General features: G+C 37.5%; 21 protein-coding genes. 14 read left to right on the top strand and 7 right to left on the bottom strand.

The genetic code is table 11. The annotated features are described in order from the left end of the window. Positions 1-173 precede the first annotated feature (173 nt). The 9 genes from dgt to DNK85_RS06425 all read left to right on the top strand — a co-directional run bounded on the left by dgt (position 174) and on the right by DNK85_RS06425 (position 9,987). A complete protein-coding gene (dgt, locus tag DNK85_RS06465; protein ID WP_119328760.1) occupies positions 174-1,550 on the top strand; it encodes a dGTP triphosphohydrolase in 1,377 nt (458 codons plus the stop codon). A gap of 13 nt (positions 1,551-1,563) precedes the next feature. Further along, positions 1,564-2,667 (top strand): DNA replication/repair protein RecF, encoded by a 1,104-nt coding sequence (gene recF / locus DNK85_RS06460; RefSeq protein WP_119328759.1) that lies wholly within the window; start codon positions 1,564-1,566, stop codon positions 2,665-2,667. Positions 2,668-2,848: 181 nt separating this feature from the next. Next, on the top strand, positions 2,849-4,084 hold the full coding sequence (locus tag DNK85_RS06455; RefSeq protein WP_162896563.1) for a MarR family transcriptional regulator: 1,236 nt from the start codon (positions 2,849-2,851) through the stop codon (positions 4,082-4,084). Positions 4,085-4,271: 187 nt separating this feature from the next. Then, positions 4,272-5,330 (top strand): HesA/MoeB/ThiF family protein, encoded by a 1,059-nt coding sequence (locus DNK85_RS06450; protein WP_119328757.1) that lies wholly within the window; start codon positions 4,272-4,274, stop codon positions 5,328-5,330. A 59-nt stretch (positions 5,331-5,389) separates the two neighbouring features. Then, a complete protein-coding gene (locus DNK85_RS06445; protein WP_119328756.1) occupies positions 5,390-6,331 on the top strand; it encodes a DnaJ C-terminal domain-containing protein in 942 nt (313 codons plus the stop codon). 2 nt (positions 6,332-6,333) lie between these two features. Continuing rightward, the gene (locus DNK85_RS06440; RefSeq protein ID WP_119328755.1) at positions 6,334-6,618 is read left to right on the top strand and encodes a chaperone modulator CbpM; all 285 of its coding nucleotides are present in this window, start codon (positions 6,334-6,336) and stop codon (positions 6,616-6,618) included. A gap of 214 nt (positions 6,619-6,832) precedes the next feature. Further along, positions 6,833-7,474 (top strand): PQ-loop repeat-containing protein, encoded by a 642-nt coding sequence (locus DNK85_RS06435; RefSeq protein ID WP_119328754.1) that lies wholly within the window; start codon positions 6,833-6,835, stop codon positions 7,472-7,474. A gap of 94 nt (positions 7,475-7,568) precedes the next feature. Beyond that, on the top strand, positions 7,569-8,744 hold the full coding sequence (locus tag DNK85_RS06430) for a cation diffusion facilitator family transporter (protein ID WP_119328753.1): 1,176 nt from the start codon (positions 7,569-7,571) through the stop codon (positions 8,742-8,744). Positions 8,745-8,820: 76 nt separating this feature from the next. Next, the gene (locus tag DNK85_RS06425) at positions 8,821-9,987 is read left to right on the top strand and encodes a cation:proton antiporter domain-containing protein (RefSeq protein ID WP_119328752.1); all 1,167 of its coding nucleotides are present in this window, start codon (positions 8,821-8,823) and stop codon (positions 9,985-9,987) included. Between the two features lie 199 nt (positions 9,988-10,186). Here DNK85_RS06425 and feoB read toward each other — a convergent pair whose 3' ends face one another. The 3 genes from feoB to wrbA all read right to left on the bottom strand — a co-directional run bounded on the left by feoB (position 10,187) and on the right by wrbA (position 13,376). Then, positions 10,187-12,496 carry a Fe(2+) transporter permease subunit FeoB gene (gene feoB, locus DNK85_RS06420; RefSeq protein WP_119328751.1) on the bottom strand — a complete coding sequence of 770 codons (2,310 nt, stop codon included), beginning with the start codon at positions 12,494-12,496 and terminating at the stop codon, positions 10,187-10,189. Continuing rightward, entirely contained in the window at positions 12,493-12,714 is a 222-nt protein-coding gene (locus tag DNK85_RS06415) for a FeoA domain-containing protein (RefSeq protein ID WP_119328750.1), read from the bottom strand. The genes feoB and DNK85_RS06415 overlap by 4 nt, the downstream gene beginning before the upstream one ends. 77 nt (positions 12,715-12,791) lie before the next feature. After that, positions 12,792-13,376 (bottom strand): NAD(P)H:quinone oxidoreductase, encoded by a 585-nt coding sequence (gene wrbA / locus DNK85_RS06410; RefSeq protein WP_119328749.1) that lies wholly within the window; start codon positions 13,374-13,376, stop codon positions 12,792-12,794. Positions 13,377-13,388: 12 nt separating this feature from the next. Between wrbA and DNK85_RS06405 the strand changes: the two genes are divergently transcribed. Further along, positions 13,389-14,576, top strand: coding sequence for a YihY family inner membrane protein (locus DNK85_RS06405; RefSeq protein ID WP_119328748.1), 1,188 nt, complete (start codon positions 13,389-13,391; stop codon positions 14,574-14,576). 14 nt (positions 14,577-14,590) lie between these two features. Here the strand turns inward: DNK85_RS06405 and nadS are convergent, their stop codons facing one another. Both nadS and DNK85_RS11770 read right to left on the bottom strand, forming a co-directional pair. After that, on the bottom strand, positions 14,591-14,881 hold the full coding sequence (gene nadS, locus DNK85_RS06400; protein ID WP_119328747.1) for a NadS family protein: 291 nt from the start codon (positions 14,879-14,881) through the stop codon (positions 14,591-14,593). Between the two features lie 3 nt (positions 14,882-14,884). Next, positions 14,885-15,091 carry a type II toxin-antitoxin system RelE/ParE family toxin gene (locus DNK85_RS11770; protein ID WP_208123151.1) on the bottom strand — a complete coding sequence of 69 codons (207 nt, stop codon included), beginning with the start codon at positions 15,089-15,091 and terminating at the stop codon, positions 14,885-14,887. Positions 15,092-15,347: 256 nt separating this feature from the next. Between DNK85_RS11770 and DNK85_RS06390 the strand changes: the two genes are divergently transcribed. From DNK85_RS06390 to DNK85_RS06375, 4 genes are all read left to right on the top strand, one after another. Further along, entirely contained in the window at positions 15,348-16,766 is a 1,419-nt protein-coding gene (locus DNK85_RS06390) for an exodeoxyribonuclease I (RefSeq protein ID WP_119328746.1), read from the top strand. Between the two features lie 189 nt (positions 16,767-16,955). Further along, positions 16,956-17,504, top strand: coding sequence for a 1,6-anhydro-N-acetylmuramyl-L-alanine amidase AmpD (ampD, locus tag DNK85_RS06385; RefSeq protein ID WP_119328745.1), 549 nt, complete (start codon positions 16,956-16,958; stop codon positions 17,502-17,504). 101 nt (positions 17,505-17,605) lie between these two features. Beyond that, entirely contained in the window at positions 17,606-18,898 is a 1,293-nt protein-coding gene (locus tag DNK85_RS06380) for an MFS transporter (protein WP_119328744.1), read from the top strand. Positions 18,899-18,910: 12 nt separating this feature from the next. Then, entirely contained in the window at positions 18,911-19,858 is a 948-nt protein-coding gene (locus DNK85_RS06375) for an acetyl-CoA carboxylase carboxyltransferase subunit alpha (RefSeq protein WP_119328743.1), read from the top strand. Between the two features lie 4 nt (positions 19,859-19,862). Here DNK85_RS06375 and DNK85_RS06370 read toward each other — a convergent pair whose 3' ends face one another. Both DNK85_RS06370 and msrB read right to left on the bottom strand, forming a co-directional pair. Continuing rightward, entirely contained in the window at positions 19,863-20,111 is a 249-nt protein-coding gene (locus DNK85_RS06370; protein ID WP_119328742.1) for a DUF4564 domain-containing protein, read from the bottom strand. Positions 20,112-20,120: 9 nt separating this feature from the next. Continuing rightward, a complete protein-coding gene (gene msrB / locus DNK85_RS06365; protein WP_407919665.1) occupies positions 20,121-20,648 on the bottom strand; it encodes a peptide-methionine (R)-S-oxide reductase MsrB in 528 nt (175 codons plus the stop codon). Positions 20,649-20,737: the final 89 nt, after the last annotated feature.

The following is a 20,737-nucleotide window of genomic DNA, read 5'->3' as shown; positions in this document are numbered from 1 at the left end:
TTGTGTAACAGCACATTTATTATTGCGTAGGTTTATTAATTCTGTAAAGTGATAACAAACAAAAAATGCCAGTACTCGTCTGGATAGGGTAGGAAATTCTGTGAAACGAGCTAGCAATAGGTTACACTAACTTTGCTTTAAAATGTTAAGTTAAATAGGAAGTATTGACAGTTATGTCAAACAGACCAAAAAGATCACTATATCAAGAAAAAGATTATTATCGTGGTGTATACGAGCCGCATCCAAAAGAGCATTTCTCTGCCTTTCGTCGTGATTATGCGCGTGTGATACACTCGGCTTCTTTTCGGCGCTTGCAAGGGAAAACGCAGATTTTTCCATGTTCTGAGAGTGAGTTTTTTAGGAATCGTTTAACCCATTCGCTTGAGGTGGCACAAGTTGCTAAATCCATTGCAACAGGAATTAATTTGCGTTTTGATTTAGATTTAGATACTGATTTGGTTGAAACAGCAGCTCTGTGCCACGATATTGGACATCCGCCATTTGGACATAATGGTGAAAAAGCATTACATGACAAAATGCGGGAGTTCGGTGGCTTTGAAGGCAATGCACAAACCTTGAGGCTACTAGCAAAAACCGAGAAGAAAGTTTTTAAAGGAGAAGGTCCTATTCACTCGGGAAAAGATAATCGTTTTGGCTTGAACTTAACGCATCGCACGCTAGCAGCAATACTTAAATATGACAAAGAGATTCCTAGCTATATTATCAATTTAAGTGACCAACCAATAAAAGGTTATTATGCCAGTGAACAAGCCATGGTCGATAAAATCAAACAACATGTATTATTTGGCTATTCTCATGATATTTTGCATGGGCGCAAATTTAAAACGATAGAATGTTCAATTATGGATTTGGCGGATGATATTGCTTATTCGACTTATGATATTGAAGATGCATTTAAAGGTGGCTTCCTAGATCCTTTATCAATGGTTAATGCGGAGGAAAAAGTACTGATAAAAGTGCAACAACAAGCTAAGGTTGATGGCCTTAATTTGTCCATTGCCGATATTAAGATGATTTTAAAGTCAATTTTTGAAGGTATTATAGATTTTGACGCCAAATTTGATGTTGTTTATCAACAGGCAAAAAAGCTTGCAAATTCAAGTTATTTGCGCACAAAATTTACGTCAAATCTTGTCCATTATTGTATTTCACATGTCGCTCTTAATTATGATGAAGCTTGTCCGGTATTATCTTCGGTTTATCTTGAACCTGATGTTTACAAGCAGGTTGAAGTATTAAAGCTTTTTGTTTACTTTATGGTGATTAGCTCTCCCAAGATGAATGTTGTGCGTTATCAAGGACGTGAGATTATTTCGTCATTGTTTGATATTTTAGTTAACTCACAGGTAGAAACGTCACTTTTGCCTGAGGATATTGGTGAGATTTTCTATGCTTTTGATCCGGATGATCAGGTTAATCGTGCGCGTGTGATCAGTGATTTTATTGCTAGCATGACCGATCGCTATGCGATTGAACTACATAGTCGCTTAACATCCTCATCCACACAAAGCATTTTTAAACCAGTTTAAGTTTTTTTGGCTTATGTATATTAGCACACTCAATATCTTTCAGTTTCGTAATTTAGTTAATGCATCATTATCATTACATCCATGTGTGAATATTATTTGTGGACAAAATGGCAGTGGTAAGACATCCATTTTAGAGGCGATTTATTTTTTATCGATGGGGCGTTCTTTTAGAAGTTCTCAGCTTGCCCGAATTATTGCGCATGAAAAGGATAATTTTCAATTGTTTGTTAAATTTTATGATGTACATCAATCAGGTGACTTGATGGAAAAAACGCTTGCTAGTATGCGTGATAAACACAGTAAAAGTGTAGTGAAACTAAATGGTGAGGATGCACAATCTCAAGCACAGTTAACGCGGGCACTCCCTGTACAGTTATTTAATCCTGAGAGCTTTAGCTTAATTAACAGTGGTGCACAACAACGCTCAAAGCTTCTAGATTGGGGCGCTTTTTATCATAAACCAGAGTTCTTAACATTATGGCAGCAATCAAAACGCTTGATTAAACAGCGTAATGCTGCATTAAAGCAGGGCTATCCATTAAACTATATTGAAATTTTAGATCAAGAGCTTATTGCTAAATCAGAAAGTTTAGATCAGGCACGCCTTGAATATTTTGAAATTTTAATGCCAAAAGTAATGGAAATTCTTAAAGAATTTAATAGTGCGCTTGCAATTGATATGAGCTATTACCGTGGCTGGTCACAGGATAAAAATTTAGCAGATGTATTAACATCAAGTTATATGAGTGATAGCAAAACTGGCATCACCAGTCATGGTGTGCATCGAGCAGATTTGCGCTTCAAAGTCAAAGGGCATCCAGCACAAGATATTCTCTCGCGTGGTCAACAGAAGATTTTAATATCAGCCTTGAAATTAGCGCAAGGTGAGATCTTTTCAAAAGAGCATCAAACTGGTTGTATTTACCTGGTAGATGACCTGCACTCAGAGTTAGATCAAATACATTTAGAAAAAGTGCTCATGAAGCTTATGCGTATTAATGCACAAATCATTATGACGGCAATCAAGCTTGAACATTTACAAAGTCTACTAAATGGTGTTGAGTTTTCACATTTCCAGTTAGCAGATAATGCTTGTGAAAAACTGAAGAAAAGCTAGCAAGAGCACAACAATAACATGGTTGTTTTTTATAATTATGCTCAAGTTTGGCAGTTTTTGAGACAATCTATAATTGCAAATGCGCAACATTACGGTGCAGAACCATGTTGCGCAACATTTTTTAGTTGACAATTGTTGCGCATTTAGTATTATTAAATTTTGCAGGCTAATCTGGAGGGAGATGATGCAGTGGAATGCTTTAGGATTTAGTGACAACCCGTTTAATACGGACCCAATTAGGCAAGCGACATTAGATTTGTACGTTGGTCGTGATAAAAGCGTTGCCACTTGTAAAAATGTCCTAGCAGAAAAAAACGTGTTACTAATAGTCGAAGGCGCAAGAGGGATAGGCACCACGTCGTTTGGCAATTACCTGAGATTCAATTCTCAAGCACAGAAAAAATACTTTACACCGTCGAATGAAATAAGAGTCGGTGCGGGCTGGAATATCGAGACATTATTGGCTGTCGTAGTTGGCAATATCGTGCGTGAACTTGATATCTTTCAATCAGAGCTTGTTGCAAACAATAAAAAATTTCAAGATGCCAAGGCGCTCACGATGCGTATTGCTGAGACATACCGTTCCTTTGGTATTGATGCACTGGGCTTTGGATTAAGTTATGGAAAAAATGCGGGTATCGCTTCTCAACCTAGTATTGTGCCAGCAGCAATTTTAGGACACCACCTTGAGGATTTAGCCAATTTAGTGCAATCCCTTGGTTATGAATTTGGTATTTTGCTGCAATTAAATAATTTGGATGTTGGTGCTATACACGAAGCAAAACACTTAAAATACTTATTTAATGAGCTAAGAGACTATATCCAAACTGATATAGTAAGCTGGATGTTGGTCGGTGATGTTGGCTTAAGACGGTTTATTGCACAACAAGTTGACCGACTAGATGATATCGTCAGTTATGAAGTAAAAATTGACGCTTTATCAGAACAGGAGTTTCTAAATCTGGTCAATCAACGTGTCAGTTTCTACAAAACACATAAAAATGCAGAAATGCCTGTTGATCAAGAAGTGTTTTTGCACCTCTTTAAAATAACCAAGGGCAGATTACGATATGTGTTTGGACTTCTTAAGCGGCTGCTTAACGAGCTAAGTGTTGGAGACCTGACAGACCGCTTAACGCTTGATATTGCAAAGCCTATGGTGACAAAGTTGGCACAGGAGAGAATTGCACAATATGACGTTACTCCAAAAGAATTAAGTCTATTACAAATGATTGTAAAAACAGGCCATGGTAATGCTAGCAAGCTTTCTGTTGAGTTGGGGCAATCACGCCAGGCTGTATCACGGGCATTGGTCAATTTGCTCGAAATAAAGCTGTTGACTGTCCAGCAGTCAGGACGGGATAGAACTTATTATCCTGTACTTGAAGCAGAAATAGCTTACTCAAGTGAGGAGTAGTCGAATTTTCAGTAGAGAGTTACGGTTTGAAAACCAGTTTTTGCAATTTTTCATATCGAAACCGTAACTTTTTGTTGGTTCGCTCCCGCTGGTCCAAATAAATGCCAGTCTTTTGTTACTTATCTTCTATGCTATGGCATATAATCATTGCTAATACATTGTTAGGTGAGATGCTAAAGAGGTTAGGATGAACTACAAACGCTATCAACGTCACTTTCCGGTGATGGGAATTAAGGGACAGCAAAAATTACAAAATGCGCGAGTTTGTATTATTGGTTGTGGTGGCATTGGTTCTCCGGTGTCGATGTATTTGGCAGCAGCTGGTATTGGAACACTCGGGCTTGTCGATTTTGATGTGGTAGAGTTATCTAATTTGCAACGACAAATTTTATTTACTGAAGATGATTTTGGCACTGCTAAATCAACGGCTGCAGTAAAGCATTTATCAGCGATTAATAGTGATATTACGTTAATTGAATATAATAAACGCCTAGACTTTGAATATGCTTGTGCGCTTTTTGAAACTTATGATTTAATCATCGATGGCAGTGATAACTTCCAAACGCGCTATGCTGTAAATGATGCTTGTTGCAAACTTAACAAACCCTTTATAAGTGCTAGTGTGCTTAAATCACAAGCACAATTGAGTTTTTTTGACCCTACGAAGTCTTGTTATCGTTGTTTGTATCCATCACCGCCACCAGCGCATTTGGTACCAAATTGCTCAGAGGCAGGTGTCTTAGGGGCAAGTGTCGGTGTTGTTGGTACAATGGCGGCAAATATGGCTGTTAATTTCTTTTTAGGCAAAGAGATTAACCAATATTTGATGATATTTGATAGTGATGCATTAGCTTGGCAAAGTTACGCGTTTAAGCGCAATCCAGATTGCAAAAGTTGTGTAACACATGATTTTGGTCTTGAGCAAAACAATAACACAGTGATTGAAGTAAAGAAGGCATATCAGCTTGATCCAGAGGCATTGATTATCGATGTTCGCGAAGCATGGGAGCTTGATATTGCTTCCTTAGATGTTGAAGTAGATCATTTGCCATTGGCGCAAGTCTTGCAAGGTGCTATTCCAGAAGATGTGCGTAAAGCACAAAAAATTATTGTGATTTGTAAATTAGGTGTTAGAAGCCAAAAAGCCGCGCAAAAGCTGATTGAGCTTGGCTTTAAAAACGTCTATAACTATGAAGGTGGCATTACTCGCTATTTTGAAGAACAGCAAAAAGAGATGTGTTATTAACTTATTATAAAGTGAAGTCGTATTGAAAAAACAAAAATTAAGTGAAAGGAAAGTGATCTATGGAAAAAGATTATTATCAGCTTTTAGGCGTGGCAAAAACAGCGACTGATGCTGAGATTAAAAAAGCCTATCGACGTTTAGCGAAAAAATATCACCCAGATGTCAGTACAGAGCCCAATGCTGAAGAGAAGTTTAAAGAAGTACAAGACGCGTATGAAGTTCTTAAAGACACAGAAAAACGTAAGCTATATGATCAATATGGTGCTAATTGGCAGCATGCTAAAGAGGGTGGCTTTCATCAAGGTAGAAATACGCAAGGGCAGAGTCATCACCAGCAACATTTCTATCAAGGTGGTGATTTTGGTGGCTATGAGGATATTTTTAGTGAGTTCTTTCGCCAACAGCATAAGGAGCGTCAAGGTCGCAAACAAGGTTTTGCAATGAATGGACAGGATTTACATACCAAGGTTGAGATTAGTGTGCATGATGCTTTAGCTGGTGTTGAACGCGAATTGCATTTTGCTTATCAAACGGTTAATGAAGAAGGACGTATTATTGAGAAAACAAAACGTTTAAAAGTTAAAATTCCTAAAGCAGTTGGTAATCATCAACAAATTCGGCTGAAAGGTCAGGGGGAAGCAGGTGTCGGTGGTGGATTAAGTGGCAATTTATATCTTGAGATTATTGTTCAATCTGATAAACAGTACAAAGTGGTGGGCAACGATATTTATAGTCATATTCCAGTTGCTCCTTGGGAGGCGGCATTAGGGGCTGAGATTAATGTGCCAACACCACATGGTCATATGAAGCTTAAGGTGCCAGAGCATACCCAAAGTGGTAAGAAAATGCGTTTGACAGGCAAAGGCCTGGCAGGTGGTGATTTTTATGTGGTTTTAGATGTTATCTTACCACCAGCGGTATCAGCAGCACAAAAAGCCTTTTATCAAAACATGGCCACTGAAATGGCATTTGATCCACGTAAAGATTTATTAGGAGCATAAAGATGGCAGAGATGATCGTAGCAGGAGATTATATTAGTATTGTTGAATTGTCAGAGATGCTATGTGTGCCACAGACTATCATTATTGAATGGATTGAACATGATGTAGTGAGAGCTAAAGTGCAGTCGGATATTTATTATGTCTCAGCATATGATATTGCACGCGCTAAATCAGCAATGCGTTTAATGCGTGATTTGGGTGTTAATTCATCCGCTATTTCAATTATCTTAAGTTTAAGAGAGAAAATAAAAGCATTAGAAGCTGTTATTCCCGTTGAATTACGCTAGATCGTTTATCATTTCCTGCTTGTTTTGGCAAAAAATACATACTAGAATACCGCCGACGACAGGGGGCTTTTTGCTTGAGAAGGTTTTACCTAATAACCCTTTGTCTTTGAACGAGTTAATTCTAGCGTAGGAAGTCTCTGAGATTTGCATTATGCATGCGCTTTATTTGTCTTCTTGCGTATATTAAGAGTAAAGCCAATGGGGAGATCAAAGTGTGATCGGTCATATCAGTATTAATATTTCATTTATTATTTATTGTATTTATTTCTTGCCGCAGATTATTCATAATCAGTTAAAACACCAAGCAGGACATATTAGTCATGGCACACATTTGTTGATGGTTATTGCTAATGTTTTAGATCTTATTTATGGGTTTGGCTTTGATTTACAGTGGCAGTATAGAGTGGTCACTATGCTAACTTTAGGATGTTTACTATTTCAACAATGGCAAATATATCGCGATAGTGAAAGAACAAAGAATGAAAAGAGAAAAAAAGCTAAAAGCTATAATTTTCACATTATATGTTTGCTTGTTATTGCTGTGGGTATTGCTTTAGTAAGTCTACATAATTTAAACGATACCATGTTAGAAAACATTGGCTTTATCAGCATGTTTTGCTATGCGGTTTATTGGTTGCCACAAATTATTAAAAACATAAAAGAGAAAAATGCCACAGCGTTTAGCCTGATTTTTTTGGTATTGAATGTACTGGCATTAGTCTGTGATGAAATATCCGCCTTAAACTTTGGCTGGCCACTGCCAAGTATTATCAGCCCAATCATTATCTTAAGCTTGTTATTTATCATGGTGGGGCAGTACTATTATTATCAACGCCTGAGAATGATTATTAATTAGTACTAAATTAGTGCTATATTGAGCCTTTTGATATACAAATCAAGAAACTTCAGTATGCTAAGCACAAATAAGCTTAAGTAAAGATGTTTCAAATATGGCAGTTTCTGAAGTAGAGCGCTATCAAGAAAGTAAAAAAGTTACCATCATCGGGATGTTTGTCAATACAGCCTTGGCATTGTTAAAAATGTTGATTGGATTAGTGGGTGGGTCTCCTGCATTATTCGCTGACGGTGTGCATTCATTTTCTGATTTGTTAAGTGATATTATGGTGTTGTTTGCAGCCAAACACGCTAATAAAGGAGCAGATAGCAATCACCCTTATGGTCATGAGCGTATTGAAACCTTAGCGACGGTTATTTTATCGATTATTTTAATTTTGGTTGCTTTACTTATTACTTATCATGCCCTAGCTAATTTGTTTGCTGGAGAATTAATAACTCCCGATCAATCGACAATTTATGCTGCCATTTTTTCAATTTTAGCCAATGAAGGGCTTTTTCGTTATACGATGATCACTGCTAATCGTATTGATTCTGACCTTTTGCGAGCTAATGCTTGGCATAGTCGATCAGATATGTGGTCATCCGTTGTTGTGCTTATTGGCTTAATCGGTAGTATGCTTGGCTTGATGTGGATGGATGCATTAGCAGCAATCATCGTATCTATTTTGATTGGTAGGATGGGTATTAAGTGGTGCTATAAAGCATTGTCCGAGTTAGTAGATACTGGTGTCGATGATACGTTATTGCATCATATTGAGAAAATTATTAAAAGCATCGATGGTGTGAAACATTATCACCGTTTGCGTACACGTAAAATGGCAGGGCAAGTTATGCTTGATGTGCATATTCTGGTTGACTCACACATCACGGCATCAGAAGGACATTATATTGCTGAACATGTTCGAGGCGCTTTAACCTTAGCGATTGATAATATTAAAGATATCACAGTGCATGTTGATGTTGCCGAACATCCTGAGCAGGTAGTTAATCCCAAAGAGATGCCACCGGCGCGTAAAGAAATTTTGCAACAATTAGCAACCTATATTACCAAAAAGCATCAAAACGTCGATTTATGTCAAATTGAGATGTTTGTTTATTACTATCCTAAACGGATTGAGCTATACTTATTGGCGCCGGCTAAGGAGCTGGAGATATTGCAATTAATTGATATGCATGATTTTCAGATCGATGGTGTTGGATCAACTAATGTGAAGCTGTTTGGCAGTAGCAAAAATATGGATGATACATGTCCCGAAATGTATGGGTAATGACTGTATACCAGCCAATATTTTTTGTCTATCGAATGCCTCAACATAATGAATAAAAGATAAGGATGATGTAGATATGCATAGCTTGGTATTTGTGTTCTTTTTAGTGTTTTTTGGCGCGTCAGTCTTTGCGACGTTGGCACTTTATACACGACAAGCTATTATTGTTGCTTATATTATTTTGGGATTGATCGTTGGACCACACTGCTTGGGATTAATATCTGATACCACAACCGTGCATGAGATATCGGATATTGGTATTATGTTCTTGTTGTTTTTACTGGGACTTAATTTAGAAATCAAAAGCATGATCAAAATGCTTGGTAAAGCGATGTTTGTTTGTATTGCCAGTAGTGTGATTTTTATTGCAGCTACCGTGTTAATTTGTCACTTCTTTGGGATTGGTGCGCAAGGCTTCATTATCGGTGCAGCTTTGATCTTCTCAAGTACGATTATTTGTTTGAAACTGTTACCAACGACAGCATTGCACCATAAACGTATTGGCGAATTAGTCATTGCCATTTTACTGATTCAGGATTTAATTGCAATTTTGATGATCACCTTTATCAGTCTCTGGTCATCACAAACTGAAAGCTTTCATTTATTTTCGTTAATTAAATTATTGCTTGCGTTACCCGTACTAGGTGGTGTTGGTTTTTTAGCGCAACGCTATTTCTTGTTTAAACTATTTAAAAAATTCAGTCGTTTCCAAGAGTATATATTTTTATTATCTATTGGTTGGTGTATTGGTATGGCACAATTGGCGATTGTTTTTGGTTTATCTAATGAGATTGGTGCATTTATTGCTGGTGTCACAGTTGCAAGCTCACCGATTGCCAAATATATCTATGAAAATCTAAAACCGCTGCGCGATTTCTTTTTGATACTTTTTTTCTTTTCCGTAGGAGCAGGGTTTCAAATTGCATTACTACCTTCAGTATGGGGAGTTGTTTTAGCCTTAACACTATTGATCCTAATACTTAAACCTATACTTCATTTTGTAACCCTATGGCTAGTACGTGAAACGCCAAAAGAGTCTTTTGAGATTGGTATGCGTTTGGGGCAGGGCAGTGAATTTTCACTGATGCTAATTGCATTAGCTAATACCGCAGGAATTGCCACGATAAGTTCTGAGATTATCGTTGAAGCAGTAGCTATTTTAAGCTTTATTGTGTCATCTTATATAATTGTATTGAGTTATCCAAGTCCAATCGCTGTCTCAGATCGTTTAAGAAGAGATTGATGTTGGCTGAGCGTAAGTCGAAGCCATAGTGCAATTCAATCTTAAGTCCACCCTTCGACTGGGCTCAGGGTACGGTTTATAATTAACGTTGGCTGAGCGTAAGTCGAAGCCATTGCGCAATTGAATCTTAAGTTCACCCTTCGACTATGCTCAGGGTACGGTTCATAGGTGGAAGAAGCTTCACATTAGGTGGGATTATCTAGTGACAACCAGACTCTTTGCTATTAACCGTTACAGCACAGCCTTTGCTACAGGCTTTATTTAACTCTATTTCGAAGCGAAACTTATGTGAGAAATATTTCATCGCAAGCACCAATAGAATCATGTAGATCACCATGGCAATAATCCAACTAAGTGCATGTAGTGGGTCAGTTGCTAATTGTGCCAATTGATAGACAATAACTGCAGCAACATAGGCAATCGAAGTACTCCAGATTACAGATAGCCATGCCCATCCACGTGTTGCCTCACGTGCCATCGCACCGATGACAGAGACGCAAGGAACATACAAAAGAACAAACAACATATATGCAAATGCCGCAGCTAATGAACCAAAGGCAGTAATCATCGAGCCCATTGCTGTCTTATCCATATTAGCATCTGCCTCGTTGGCGGCAAATGGGTTGATAAATGCACTTAAATTCATGTTTTTAAAGCTATCAACAGTATCGTGCCAAGAAGCAGCAATTCCACCCCAGAAATCAAATTTTTCACTAGCAGCATTAGCTAAACTCTGTGGTTTTTCCTGTGTATAAAGCGTATTTAATGTGCCAACGACGACTTCTTTAGCTAGTGTGCCGGTCAACAGACCAACGGTTGCTTGCCAGTTATCTTCAGTTACTCCCATAGGCTTTAATATTGGCGTAATTGTGCGTCCAGTTTGCGCGAGAATTGAATCCGGTGAACCGCCGGCAACGATAATACCATTGGTTTGAATGCTATTTAAGGTACCAATCAAAACACAAATCGGAACGATAACTTTACCTGCTCTAAAAATAAAGCGCTTTAAACGGTTCCAACTATTTAGGCCTATGGTTTTAACGTTAGGCAGGTGATAAACGGGTAATTCCATTACAAAAGGTGCGCTTTTGCCAGTTAATAAGGCAAGTTTTACAATATATCCGGTAATAATGGCGCCTAAAATGCCAGAAATATATAGACTAAAGACAATTAAAGCACTGTTTTGTGGGAAAAATGCAGCTGCAAACACAGCAAAGATCGCTAGGCGCGCACCACAAGACATAAACGGTGCCATCATGATAGTCATTAAGCGATCGCGACGTGTCTCTAATGTTCTTGTTGCCATGACTGATGGGACATTGCAACCAAAGCCAACAATCAGTGGTACAAAGGCTTTACCAGGTAAACCAATCGCTTGCATAAAGCGATCCATGACATAAGCCGCACGCGCCATATAACCCGAGTCTTCCAAAAAGGATAAGAATAAAAACATACAACCAATTTGTGGAATAAAGGTTAAGACGGTGTTAATTCCTAAACCGATACCCTGAGCAATAACTGCGACAAGCCAAAGTGGTAAGCCAAGATAAACGCCTAAATGCGTCATGCCTTCAACAAATATCACACTGGATGTGTTATCAAATAAAGGCTGTAAAGCACCACCAATGGTGATTGAAAATTCAAACATTAGATACATGACAAATAAAAATACTGGAATACCTAAGTATTTATTCATGCATAGCTTGTCGATTATTTCAGTTGTTTTATGTTGTGAAATCTGGCCAGTTTGAGTGCTTTTGTTGACGATATCAGCAATAGCTTGGTAACGTGCACTCGACAGTGTGATATCAGTTGTGTGATCAAGTTTTAGCTCAAGCTTTAGTGCTTGTAAGCGATTAAAGTCGGTAGGTGAAATCAAATATTTAAGCAAATAGTTGTCTTCAGCAACTGAAGTACTTAACCATAAACTGGGATAATTATAATTAGTCTTAGTGATTTGGGTAGTAAGCTTATTAATAGCTTCAGGGTAATAATTGCTAAGGTCATAACTTGAGATGTGTTGAGACTTAAATAATGCGGTTTTCAACGCACTAATACCTGTTTTTTTGCGCCCAATGACGGGGATAACAGTGCATCCTAATGTTTGCTCAAGTTTATGATAATTGATGACTATACCTTTTTTGCTGGCAACATCAATCATATTAATAACTAGAATTAACGGAATACCCGTTTCTATTAACTGTGTGGTCAGATATAGGTTACGCTCAAGGTTTGATGCATCAATGACATTGATAATTGCATCGGGCTTCTCTTCAACAATAAAGCGCGCAGCAATTTGCTCATCAATAGATGACGCATCACTAGCGGTTAAGGTATAGATACCCGGTAAATCAATAATTTCTAGCTTTTGATTATTTAATTCAACTTTTCCTATTTTTTTATCAACGGTTACACCACTCCAGTTCCCAACCTTTTGTTTAAGGCCAGTTAGTGCATTAAAAAGTGTTGTTTTACCACAGTTTGGATTACCGATAATTGCATATTTCATTGCACTTTTACCTGCATGTAGAGAATTTCTGACTTGCGTAATGACACGGAGAAATTTTTAATTGAAATATGATATGGATTACCAAACAGTGCTTTTTTAGCAATATAGAAGGTTTCACCAGGAATAAAGCCTAAGGATAAAAGTTTCTGCATATAATTACGTGGGCAATTATCATTAAAGCCAAGGATTTTATAATTTTGTTTCGTTTTGATATTCATAAGAGCTGGTATATCAAGAAAGGGTGATTAATTGTAAACACTAGTTGATATCAAGTCAACTTAATTGAGAAAGGTTATCATTTTTGTTTGGCTATTTCGGCAACGCGTTTCCCCAAGGCTTTTGCTAAGGTAATCTCATCTTGAGAAATTGCTTTATCGGAGTTGATCCCATTATAGTGACTTAAGCCATAAGGTGTTCCTCCCGTTTGTGTATTTTGTAGTGACGGTTCGCTATAGGGGATGCCAACAATCATCGCACCATGATGCAAAAGTGGTAACATCATCGAAAGCAGTGTCGTTTCCTGACCACCGTGCAAGCTTGCCGTAGAGGTGAAAACAGCCGCAGGTTTATTGATCAATGCACCTTTAAACCATAAGTCACTGGTAGTATCAATAAAGTATTTAAGGGGAGCTGCCATATTACCAAAGCGCGTAGGGCTACCCATGATAATACCTGAGCAGTTAACAAGATCTTCTTTAGTAACATAAATTGCACCACTATCAGGGATGTTACTTTCGGTTTTTTCACAATTTGTTGACACATTTGGCACGGTTCTAAGTATTGCTTCCAAGCCGCCAAGTTCAACACCCTGAGCAATTTTCTCTGCCATTGCTTTTGTTGAACCGCCTTGACTATAATAAAGTACTAAGATGTTTTGCATAAAAGGATCCTTATGACTGAGTTAATACAAAACTATAGTAAGCGATTTAGCCGTTTCTGGGTATCGGTGTTTAGGGAATATTTACAACAAAATTGTTTAACCAAGGCATCAAGCTTAGCTTTGACAAGTCTTTTTGCACTCGTTCCTTTATTGATGGTGTCAATTTCAATTTTAAGCATGTTGCCAGCATTCAAAAGCATTCAAGGGGAGTTTCAGCAGTTTATTTTACATAATATGCTGCCAAGCTCAGGAGAAGCTGTAAATGAGTATCTAAAACTCTTTATGAAGAATCGTGCGGGACTGCCAATTACGGCAGTGGTAGTACTGTTTTTTATTAGCATTATGATGATGCGCTCACTAGAGAAAGTATTAAATGACATCTGGCAAGTCAAAAAAGAACGTCCTTTATCACAGGCTTTTTTACTGTATTGGGCGGTGTTGAGCTTGGGGCCTATACTTGTTGGTGCAAGCCTAGGCTTAAGTTCGTATTTATTGTCATGGCATTGGTTGAATGATGGCTTTAGCCAGCTGATGCGCTTTTTGCAGGTTTTACCTTTTATTTTTAACTTAATTGCTTTTACGTTTATTTATCAAGTCGTTCCATATACGCGTGTTAAGTTCAAGCATGCGCTATTGGGTGGCCTAATGATGGCAATTGTGTTTGATTTAGCGAAAAAAGTATTTGCATGGTATGCATTAAACTTGCCAACGTATGAGATGCTTTATGGTACTTTAGCGATTATTCCATTATTTATTTTATGGATTGCAATTTCATGGCAGCTGTTTCTACTCGGTGCCATTGTCGTGCGGATGTTAAGTGTGCCATCAGCGTTACGAGTGAAGCAGAAAACACCGCAATTTAGCTTGGCTATTGATGTGTTGCGTCTTTTACATGTCAAACAAAAAAGCAAATATCCCATTGATAAAGAAGAATGCACGAAGCATTTACCACATGTTGATTTAAAGCGATTAGATTCAGTACTTATAGCATTAGTTAAATATCAATATGTCAGCATTACTCAAGAGCAAAAATATGTCTTAAGTTGTGACTTATCACAGGAAAAACTCAATGATTTTTATCAAAATATGCATAGCTTTTTGTCACTTAAAGATGATCGCAATCAGGCGTTAAATGGCTTAAGAAAAACCATTTATCAGCAAATGGATAAGCCTTTAATTGATTTTATTTCGGCATTTTAAATGACTTGTAATTGTTAGTTATCAAAGTGCAATGCATTTAACACAGCTTTTGGATTGCTGGCAATTACTTTCAGTAATACTAAGGTTGCGCCGGAGGGTTTTTTTCGCTTTTGCTCCCAGTTCTGTATTGATTTTAAGTTTAAACAAAACTTTGCTGCAAAATCATGCTGAGACATATGTAGCGATTCACGAATATTTTTAACATCAATATCATCAAAACTGTGTTGTTTTGCATTTTTAACGAATCCTTTTTGATAATATATGGCTTCTTGTAATCCTTGTTTAATCTCTTGAAATGCACTCATTTTTCACCTCTTTTTAAGTAGTTCAACCATAATGGCTAAATCGTTTCTTTCAGCTTTATTTAAGTTTGCCTCCTCACTCTTTTTGAACATGGCAATTAAATATAGTGGCATAGTTTCATTGTAATAATAGTAAATAACACGTACGCCACCACTTTTACCACTGTTTTCAGTTGCCCACCGTAGTTTGCGAATGCCTCCTGTTCCCTCCATAATCACACCAGATTCAGGGTAAACTGCCAAGTAGTCTACAAGTGCTTTTTGATTATCTGCTGTAAGACATCTGCTTGCTTTTTTATGTAGCTTGGAAGTTCAACAATTGTAATCATTAGGCGATTCGCTATGTTTTTATTAAACTAAATTTATACGCCTTGGGCGTATATGTCAAGTTATAAGCTATGATCGATTACTGACATTCAACGGCAAAGTGATTACACTGTAGCAATTGATAGTAAGGAATGAAAACTTCATGGCAAAAACTTTTCTTTTTTATGATTTGGAAACAACAGGAATCAACAAATGTTTTGATCAAATCATTCAGTTTGCTGCAGTGCGTACTGATGAGGCGCTAAATGAAATTGAGCGTTATGAGTTTTTAATCAAATTAAATCCAGACACGATTCCCAACCCCGAGGCATCAATTACCCATCATATCTCGATTGAACAAGCTAATAGTGGATTGTTTGAGTATGAAGCGATTAAAAAAATTTATATCTTGTTTAACACACCTGAAACAGTGAGCTTAGGCTATAACACTTTAAGCTTTGATGATGAGTTCTTACGCTTTGCTTTTTTTAAGAATTTATTTCCAGCTTATGATCATCAATATAAGAATAATTGCTCACGCATGGATTTATATCCGATTGTTGCTTCCTTTTATTTATTTGCCAATGAAGTGCTTAGCTGGCCTATTAACGATGAGGATAAAGTGTCATTGAAATTGGAAGATATCAATGCGCAAAATGGTCTTTATAGTGAAGGGCGCGCGCATGATGCGTTAACCGATGTATTGGTTACTTTGGAATTGGCACGTAAATTAAGATCACACCAACCTAAAATGTGGGATTATTTAACTGCGCGCTTTAATAAAACCGAAGATCAAAAAATACTGTCACAATTGGATATTGGTCTGAGTATTAATGGCGAGGATTACCAACAAGCTTTAATGATTTCAGGTCGCTTTGGCTACAGTGAGCGCTTTATGCTGCCGGTGCTTAATTTAGGGCAACATTGGCATTATAAAAATCAATGGTGTTTTTTACGTCTTGATTATGCTGAGCTTACCGAGGTGAATTTAAAGAATTTATCAGAGCACTTTTTAACTGTGAATAAAAAATGGGGTGATTTGCCGCTGGTATTGCCCGCTAAAAAGCGCTTTTTAGCGCATTTATCGCCTGAGCGTATAGCATTGATTAAGCGCAATAAAGAATTCTTAATTCAAAATCCGAGTTTATTTGTAGATATTAAAGAATCCGCATTAGATTTTAAATATCCAGATATTGAGAATATTGATGTTGATGCTTCCCTTTATACCGCAGGATTCATGAATTATGCTGAACAAGCGCTATGTGCGCATTTTCATCAAAAAGCAGTTGCTGATAAAGTGAAATTAATGCAGGAGATGAATCGCGGGTTCTATGAACGCGCTTTGCGAGTCATTGGTAGAATGGCACCAGATGAACTAACACCTGAGATGCAAATTGAGTTTCAGGAATATTTAGAGAAAATTGCAAGCTTTGAGGCTGAGAATATGCCTGTTGATTTTAAAGGAGGAAGAAAGGTTTCTATTCCTGAGGTTTATGAACGCATCCAAAAACTACGCGAAACCGACCTTACTGAAGAGCAGTTATATTTATTGGATGAGTTAGAGGCGTATTTGTCTTTGTGAAAAAATAATAACCGTATATGCTTGGAATGTAGGGGCGTTGCCCTGTTATGATGTATAAAAAAGTTGTATTAGTTAGCACCTCTCCCCTTGCGGGATTGCTCGTGCAGCTTAAGTTGCGCGGGTGAGGGAGTAATTAAAACTCAACTTATTCTTAATCTATGCTACACCCACTTTGATAAGGTAATAAAAATGTTGCAATTAGATAGCGATGGTTGGTTAAATGAAGCCAACATTATAAAATCACCCAATTACAATGCGCGCCCAGATAATATAAAAATTGATTTGTTGGTTATTCATTGTATTTCCTTGCCAGAAGGGCAGTATGATAACCATTATGTTGAGTCGTTGTTTTTAAATAAACTGGATTATAGTTTAGATCCAAATTTTAAAGATCTTGAAAACCTTAAAGTTTCAAGTCATTTTTATATTACAAGGCAGGGTGAGATTATCCAATTTGTTGCAACCAAGGACCGCGCTTGGCATGCGGGTGTGAGCTGTTATAAAAACAAAGACAATTGTAATGATTTTTCCATTGGTATTGAGCTGCAAGGCACCGATAAAACTGCTTTCACCAAGGTGCAGTACAGTAGTTTAATTAAATTAACAAACGCAATCGTTCAAAGATACCCTGAGATTAAAGGTAATATTGTTGGACATAGTAATATTGCGCCACAGCGCAAAACCGATCCAGGTTGTGAGTTTGACTGGACTTATTTTCTGAACAATATAAGAGACTGATGATTTACAAGTGGTATAGTGAGTAAAATTTTTACTGTAAAAGAAATATTTTTTTGTTATATTTGTCGCCTTTGAAAATACAGTTCGCAATTCGGAGCGTTATGACTTCCACTTCGTATCAGGAAAAACTGGCTCAAATGTCACTGGCAAAATCTTGGGCAGTAGTAATTTTAATTTCATTTTTCTTTTTTTTTGAATTTGGCTTAGGCAATGCTTTTAATACATTGACCCCCGCTATTTTAAATGCTTATCCAGATTTAACACCAGTAAGTGTCAGCTTTATTGCGAGCTTGTATTTTTATACGAATATCCTTTGTTTAATTCCTGCAGCATATATCCTAGATAGATTTTCTCCACGTTTAGCAATATCAATTGCCTTATTAGTTTGTGCTTTGAGTATTTTTGTAATGACATTAACAACAAGCATTTATGTAATGGGTATTTCTCGTTTGTTTATGGGTATGGGGGCAAGCTTTAGTCTTGTCGGTTGTATTCGCATTGCAACAAACTGGTTTCCAGCAAATCGCTTAGGTTTTGTCATTGGGATTATTATTGCAATTGGTATGTTGGGTGGCTATGCTGCACAAGCGCCAGTTGGCTATTTGCTTGATGCATTTGGTTTAGAACATACTTTACATGTGATTAGCTTGTTTGGTTTAGTTTTAGCAGCGCTTATTTTTATTGTTGTGCGTAATGCGCCAAAAGTATTAACAAAAGCACGTACGATGCAAACCAAAGCCTTGCGATCAGAGTCTATCTTAGCAACCTTAAAATTGGTTTTATCCAAGCCACAAAATTGGTGTGCTGGCATTTATGTTGGTTTGATTAACATTGGTACATGGATGTTAGGTGGCATGTGGTCAAATGAATATTTGATGAAAACCCATGACGTAAGTATGTTAGAGGCGCGTTCTATTACTGGCTATATTTTTTTAGGAATGATCTTTGCTTATCCTTTTTGGGGTTGGCTGACAGAGCGTATGCGTCGCCGTAAACAACCACTGATCTTAGGCGGAATGGCCTCAGTGATTATCATTGCTATTATTATGTTTTGCACAGTCAGTGTTACACAATTATCGGTATTATTTTTCTTATTAGGATTCGTCACTAGCGCACAAACGGTTGCTTATCCGTTTGTTGGTGAAACAAATCCAATGAAAAACAACGCAATTGCAACAAGCATTGTATCCATGAACTCTTTATTATGGGGTGGCGTGATCGCTATGCCACTATTTGGCGTGATGACGACTTGGTTTAATCACAGCAAAGGCTTGGATGATATAGCAGCTCCTGGACTTAATTTTGGTATGGGGATTTTGCTAATTGGTTTTATCATTAGTATTATATTTGCTTTATTCATTAAAGAGACGTATTGTAAGCGTCAAGTGGACTAAGTAAGGGAAAATATGCAATTTCTTGAATTTGAAAAACCAATTGCCGAACTAGAAGCAAAAATTGAAGCATTGGCTAAGTCCAATGCGCATAGTGAAGATGTTCAACAGGAAATCGAGAAATTACAGGGTAAAACAGCCGATTTAATGAAGAAGATTTATAGTTCATTAAGTGATTGGCAGATTATTCAATTAGCGCGTCATCCTGAACGCCCGTATTTTTTAGATTTACTCAATAAGATTTTTACTGATTTTCAGGAGTTACATGGTGATCGCGCTTTTGCAGATGATAAGGCTGTTGTTGGTGGTTTAGCTAAACTTGATGATCAAGCTGTGATGGTTATTGGTCAGGAAAAGGGACGTAAAACAAAAGATAAATTGCGTCATAACTTTGGTATGATGCATCCAGAAGGGTATCGCAAAGCGCTGCGTTTGATGAAACTTGCTGAGAAATTTAATGTCCCTGTAATTACTTTTATTGATACCCCTGGGGCTTATCCAGGGGTTAAAGCTGAAGAGCGTGGGCAAAGTGAAGCCATTGCACGTAATTTGCTTGAAATGTCAAAGCTGAATGTCCCTGTTATTTGTGTGGTTATTGGTGAAGGCTGTTCAGGTGGTGCCTTGGGTATTGGGGTAGGTGATAAGCTCGTCATGCTTGAATATAGCTATTTTGCTACAATTTCCCCAGAAGGCTGCGCTTCGATTTTGTGGAAGACAGCTGAAAAGGCGGCAGATGCAGCTGAAATTATGGGCATTACTGCCAAGCGTTTAAAGGAACATGAGATTGTTGACGAAGTCATCAAAGAGCCTTTAGGTGGTGCGCATCGCAATATCAATGAAGCAGCCAAAGAGATTAAACTAAGCTTACAGCGTTTATTGAGTGATTTAAGTGCTTTATCTAATGATGATCGCTTAGCAAAACGTTATAACAAATTAATGTCGTTTGGTGCGTTTGAAGGGTAAATATTTAAGAGTTTCCCAGCCATTTCTTTAGTTTTTCTTCGGCTTTTAATACATGTTTCTCTAGTTTTGGAAATCGATGCAATAATCGATGAAGCCATTGTCTTACTGGTGGAATCAGCCATGAAAGTACAATAATTCCTGCAAAAAAGAATACAAATCCCGGAATGATCGGCAAAATCGCGCCAAGTAAGGCTAATGTGAACAAAGCGATTACGATGACAATGAGTAAGGTTTTTTTAAAGATAACACGCATGATTTATGTTCATTGTTTATTATCATCAAATAGATAAAGATAGTCGCCATAGCCTTTTTGTAGCATCTCATCTTTAGGAATAAATTTAAGTGCTGCTGAATTAACACAGTAGCGTAATCCTGTTGGCTTTGGCCCATCATTAAAAACATGACCTAAATGTGAATCTGCAATTAATGATCGGACTTCCGTGCGTACAATAAAAAAGAACTTACGATCTTCTTTCTCTTGAATATATTTTGCATCTATGGGACGTGTGAAGCTTGGCCAGCCTGTGCCTGAATCAAACTTGTCAGTCGAGCTAAAAAGTGGCTCGCCGGAAACCACATCAACATAAATACCTTCACTTTTATTATCCCAATACGTATTATCAAAAGGTTTTTCTGTTGCCTCTTTTTGTGTCACTTGATATTGCAAAGTCGAAAGTGTACGGAGCTTTTGCTTTTTCATTTCAGCATTAAAGTGCTGATAATCCGTAGCCATTGTCATACTCCCTATACTCATTAATATGAATCCCATGCCAAGATGACGTTGATACATTGAGGATCTCCAATTAGTTATATGGTTATATACCCACCGCAAAATGATTTACGATGGGTATATTCTAGCAGGGCAATCGCTATAAAGTC

Origin of the sequence: Cysteiniphilum halobium, assembly GCF_003574425.1 — a bacterium.
GTDB lineage: Bacteria > Pseudomonadota > Gammaproteobacteria > Francisellales > Francisellaceae > Caedibacter > Caedibacter halobius.
Note: the sequence above shows the minus strand (reverse complement) of the source record. Positions and strands in the feature narration are given on the sequence as shown.

Coding starts and splice junctions, on each gene's coding strand:
- DNK85_RS06380 (WP_119328744.1), top strand. CDS start 17,606: ATGACTTCCACTTCGTATCAGGAAAAACTGGCTCAAATGTCACTGGCA.
- DNK85_RS06370 (WP_119328742.1), bottom strand. CDS start 20,111: ATGCGTGTTATCTTTAAAAAAACCTTACTCATTGTCATCGTAATCGCT.
- DNK85_RS06415 (WP_119328750.1), bottom strand. CDS start 12,714: ATGAATATCAAAACGAAACAAAATTATAAAATCCTTGGCTTTAATGAT.
- dgt (WP_119328760.1), top strand. CDS start 174: ATGTCAAACAGACCAAAAAGATCACTATATCAAGAAAAAGATTATTAT.
- msrB (WP_407919665.1), bottom strand. CDS start 20,648: ATGTATCAACGTCATCTTGGCATGGGATTCATATTAATGAGTATAGGG.
- DNK85_RS06450 (WP_119328757.1), top strand. CDS start 4,272: ATGAACTACAAACGCTATCAACGTCACTTTCCGGTGATGGGAATTAAG.
- DNK85_RS06405 (WP_119328748.1), top strand. CDS start 13,389: ATGACTGAGTTAATACAAAACTATAGTAAGCGATTTAGCCGTTTCTGG.
- DNK85_RS06390 (WP_119328746.1), top strand. CDS start 15,348: ATGGCAAAAACTTTTCTTTTTTATGATTTGGAAACAACAGGAATCAAC.
- DNK85_RS06430 (WP_119328753.1), top strand. CDS start 7,569: ATGGCAGTTTCTGAAGTAGAGCGCTATCAAGAAAGTAAAAAAGTTACC.
- DNK85_RS06455 (WP_162896563.1), top strand. CDS start 2,849: ATGATGCAGTGGAATGCTTTAGGATTTAGTGACAACCCGTTTAATACG.
- ampD (WP_119328745.1), top strand. CDS start 16,956: ATGTTGCAATTAGATAGCGATGGTTGGTTAAATGAAGCCAACATTATA.
- nadS (WP_119328747.1), bottom strand. CDS start 14,881: ATGAGTGCATTTCAAGAGATTAAACAAGGATTACAAGAAGCCATATAT.
- DNK85_RS06445 (WP_119328756.1), top strand. CDS start 5,390: ATGGAAAAAGATTATTATCAGCTTTTAGGCGTGGCAAAAACAGCGACT.
- recF (WP_119328759.1), top strand. CDS start 1,564: ATGTATATTAGCACACTCAATATCTTTCAGTTTCGTAATTTAGTTAAT.
- DNK85_RS06440 (WP_119328755.1), top strand. CDS start 6,334: ATGGCAGAGATGATCGTAGCAGGAGATTATATTAGTATTGTTGAATTG.
- feoB (WP_119328751.1), bottom strand. CDS start 12,496: ATGAAATATGCAATTATCGGTAATCCAAACTGTGGTAAAACAACACTT.
- wrbA (WP_119328749.1), bottom strand. CDS start 13,376: ATGCAAAACATCTTAGTACTTTATTATAGTCAAGGCGGTTCAACAAAA.
- DNK85_RS06375 (WP_119328743.1), top strand. CDS start 18,911: ATGCAATTTCTTGAATTTGAAAAACCAATTGCCGAACTAGAAGCAAAA.
- DNK85_RS06425 (WP_119328752.1), top strand. CDS start 8,821: ATGCATAGCTTGGTATTTGTGTTCTTTTTAGTGTTTTTTGGCGCGTCA.
- DNK85_RS11770 (WP_208123151.1), bottom strand. CDS start 15,091: ATGGAGGGAACAGGAGGCATTCGCAAACTACGGTGGGCAACTGAAAAC.